Here is a 3,100-nt window from a genome sequence, read left to right on the forward strand (position 1 = left end):
CCGCGGCCGTCGGAGCCCCCCGCCTGCGCCCCCTCCGGGGGGTATAGCAGGGCGCTCGCGGGGTGGGGGTTTCGCACCCCCCCCGCCCCCCCGCGGCGCCCCGCCACCGGAACCCGTGTCCCCTGCACCGATATCGGACCGCCAACGGAGGGGTCTAGCAACGGGATTGGTGGGCATGCGGGGAGCAGGAAGGAGGGCCGTCGACATGACGACGTCCATCAAACGCATGCCCGTGTGGGCCAAGGTGATCACCGCCGTGGTACTGGTGCTCGTGGTGCTGTTCGCCGGGCTGCGGCTGGCCGTTCTCCCGGGGCTGCGCGACATCTTCGGCACCGAGACGCACGACCGCTCCGGGCCCGCGCTGTTGCAGTCGATCCAGGACATGAGCCGCTACGACGCCGCCTCGGGGAACTTCCAGGTGGTGGTGGACCTGGAGAAGGACGCGAAGTTCCTGCCCGACGCCATCCGCGGGTCCCGGACGCTGTACGTGGGCGCCGGTACGGTCGACGCGTACGTCGATCTCGGGTCGCTCGCCAAGAACGACGTGACGGTCAACTCCGACCGGACCTCGGCCACCCTGCGCCTGCCGCACGCGGTGCTCGGCAAACCCGCCCTCGACCCCAACCGCTCGTACGCCGTGTCCAAGCAGCGCGGTCTGCTCGACCGGCTGGGCGACTTCTTCTCCGACAACCCGAACAGCGAGCGGTCCGTACAGAAACTCGCGGCGAAGCACATCGGCGACGCCGCGAAGGACAGCCGGCTGACGGCACGCGCCGAGCAGAACACCACCAGCATGCTCGACGGCCTGCTGCGCTCGCTCGGCTTCACCGACGTGACCGTCACCTACGGCACCTGACCCACGAGTGTGGCGCGCGGCATCGCGGGCAACAGGCTTCGAGCAGAGAAAAGTTGAAACCAGGAGGATCGAGTGATCCGTACGGCGCTGGGCGCGCGTGCCGGGAAATCCGGCCGCCGGACAACGGTACCGTCGCAGGACAAGGGAAAGGCGTCCGCACAGGGCAAGCGCAGCACACCGTCGAAGGACAGGGCCAAGGTCTTCCGGAGCCGTTCCAAGAAGCCCGCCCGGGGCGCCCGCACGGCACCCGCCAAGGAACAGCGCAGGTCGCTCCCGCTGCTGGTCCGGCTGCTGGTCATGCTGCTGGCCTTCGTGGCCATGGTGGGGTTCGCGGTCGCCCTGGCCCGGCTGACCCTGGAGCCGTCCCCGGCCTCGAAGGCGCTGATCCACACCAATCTGCACCCGGGCCGGTCCCTGCGCGCCTACCTGGACCAGCCGGCGCTGCGTGACGCCGTGAAGCAGATCGGCGGGAACATCCTGCTCGGGGTGCCTTTCGGCGTCCTGCTGCCGGTCCTCGTCCCCCGCACCCGCGGGATCCTGCGCGTGGTGCTGCTCACCGCGGCGGTCATGCTGCTCGTGGAACTCGCCCAGGGCGCGTTCATCACCGGGCGCGCCTTCGACATCGACGACGTCATCCTCAACACCACCGGCGCCCTGGTGGGCTATCTGCTGCTGGGACGGCGGATGGGCCGGGCCGTGCACCCGCGCCGCCGCTTCCGGAACCGGCGCGATTCCCGGGAGGCCTGAGCCGAACCCGAAGTGCTGGTCCGGACCAAAGTATTGACACCCCCTTACCTCACTCCTTAAATCAAGAGGCGAAGCACGCACCCCCCACCTCAGTCGGCGCCTCCTTCCCCGGGGCACCGTACGGAAGGGAGAGTCTTGAACTCCCCACGCCTGCTCCGCAGATGCCTCTTGGCCGTGCTGTCCGCAGCGCTCGTCACCGCGGCCGCCGTCGTTCCCGCCCAGGCGGGTCCCCCGACGGCGGTCGCGGCCGTCACCACCTTCTCCGACACGTTCGACGGTCCCTCGGGCGCCGGCGTCGACTCCTCGAAGTGGCAGGTCGAGACCGGCGACAACGTCAACAACCACGAGCGGCAGTACTACACGTCCGGCAACAACAACGCGAAGCTGGACGGCCAGGGCCACCTGGTGATCACCGCCCGCCGCGAGAATCCGGGCAACTACCAGTGCTGGTACGGGCGTTGTGAGTACACCTCGGCCAGGATGAACACCTCAGGGAAGTTCACCGGGACCTACGGTCACGTCGAGGCGCGGATGAAGATCCCGCGCGGGCAGGGCATGTGGCCCGCCTTCTGGATGCTCGGCACACCGGTCAACTGGCCGGACTCGGGCGAGATCGACATCATGGAGAACGTCGGCTTCGAACCCTCGACCGTGCACGGCACGATCCACGGGCCCGGGTACTCCGGCTCCGGGGGCATCGGCGCCGGCTACACCCTGCCGGGCGGCCAGGCCTTCGCCGACGCCTTCCACACCTTCGCCATCGACTGGGCTCCCGACTCGATCACCTGGTCGGTGGACGGCAACGTCTACCAGCGGCGCACGCCCGCCGATCTGGGTGGCAGGACCTGGGTGTTCAACAAGCCGTTCTTCATGATCCTCAACCTCGCGGTCGGCGGCTACTGGCCGGGCGACCCCGATGGATCCACCGCCTTCCCGCAGCAGTTGGTGGTGGACGAGGTGAAGGTGACGACGAGCGACGGTTCGGGGTCCACCGGCGGCCCGATCACCGGTCTCGCCGGCAAGTGCGTGGACGTGGCCGGGGCGAGCGCGGCCAACGGCACGCCCGTACAGCTCTACGACTGCAACGGCACCACGGCGCAGCGGTGGACGGTCTCCTCCGACGGCACGATCCGCGCGCTGGGCAAGTGCCTGGACGTCACGGGCGGCGGCACCGCGGACGGCTCGACCGTCCAGCTGTGGGACTGCACCGGCGGGCCCAACCAGAAGTGGGCCGTCAGCGCGGCCCACGACATCGTGAACCCGCAGGCCAACAAGTGTCTGGACGTGACGGGCAACAACTCGGCCAACAGCACCCGGCTGCAGATCTGGACGTGCTCGGGCGGCGCCAACCAGAAGTGGTCCGTGAGCTGACGATCCACCTCGGGGGACGGGGGGACGGGGGGGGCGGGGGGGGGGGGCGCCCCCCCCCCCCGCCCCCCCCGCGCGCCCCCCCCGGCCGCGCCCCCCGCCGCGCGCCCCGCGGGGGGCCCCCGGGGC

Annotated in this window: 3 protein-coding genes; all 3 read left to right on the forward strand. The window is 70.5% G+C overall.

What is annotated here, in order from left to right; all coding sequences use genetic code 11:
* Positions 1–205: 205 nt before the first annotated feature.
* The 3 genes from ACFV2J_RS32645 (at position 206) to ACFV2J_RS32655 (ending at position 2,974) form a co-directional block, all read left to right on the forward strand.
* Positions 206–856, forward strand: a complete 651-nt coding sequence (locus ACFV2J_RS32645; protein ID WP_385083635.1) for a DUF4230 domain-containing protein — start codon at positions 206–208, stop codon at positions 854–856.
* A 72-nt stretch (positions 857–928) separates the two neighbouring features.
* Complete coding sequence (locus ACFV2J_RS32650) at positions 929–1,603, forward strand: VanZ family protein (protein WP_385083636.1); 675 nt, start codon at positions 929–931, stop codon at positions 1,601–1,603.
* Positions 1,604–1,738: 135 nt separating this feature from the next.
* Positions 1,739–2,974, forward strand: coding sequence for a lectin (locus ACFV2J_RS32655; RefSeq protein ID WP_385442003.1), 1,236 nt, complete (start codon positions 1,739–1,741; stop codon positions 2,972–2,974).
* Positions 2,975–3,100 lie beyond the last annotated feature (126 nt).

It is taken from the genome of Streptomyces sp. NPDC059668, from assembly GCF_042734135.1.
Lineage (GTDB): Bacteria > Actinomycetota > Actinomycetes > Streptomycetales > Streptomycetaceae > Streptomyces.

Bases quoted from the DNA above. Each gene is read 5' to 3' on its own strand.
- ACFV2J_RS32645 (WP_385083635.1), top strand. From the start codon at position 206: ATGACGACGTCCATCAAACGCATGCCCGTGTGGGCCAAGGTGATCACC.